The 256-nt window shown below is 39.1% G+C and carries 1 protein-coding gene; it reads left to right on the forward strand.

The window, feature by feature from the left end:
• Positions 1 to 256, forward strand: a 256-nt coding sequence (locus tag AAEY79_RS15630) for a UvrB domain 3-containing protein (RefSeq protein WP_352289499.1), incomplete at both ends; no start/stop codon positions are given.

Raw genomic sequence — 256 nt, forward strand, 5'->3', positions numbered from 1 at the left:
CATCGTAGCCAATAAATATCTGACAGGCTTTGATCAGCCTAAGCTTACTGCGATGTATGTCGATAAAAAGCTTCAAGACGTACAAGCAGTTCAAGCTTTATCACGGCTAAACCGCTCTGCTCCTAAGCTTGGCAAAAGAACCGAAGATCTTTTTGTGCTCGATTTTTATAACGAAATTGAAGATATAAAGGCTTCGTTTGATAAGTACTATACAGCGACGACCCTATCGAAAGAGACTAATATAAATGTACTGCAT

This window comes from Psychrobacter sp. GW64-MNA-CIBAN-0177, from assembly GCF_040309585.1.
Lineage (GTDB): Bacteria > Pseudomonadota > Gammaproteobacteria > Pseudomonadales > Moraxellaceae > Psychrobacter > Psychrobacter okhotskensis.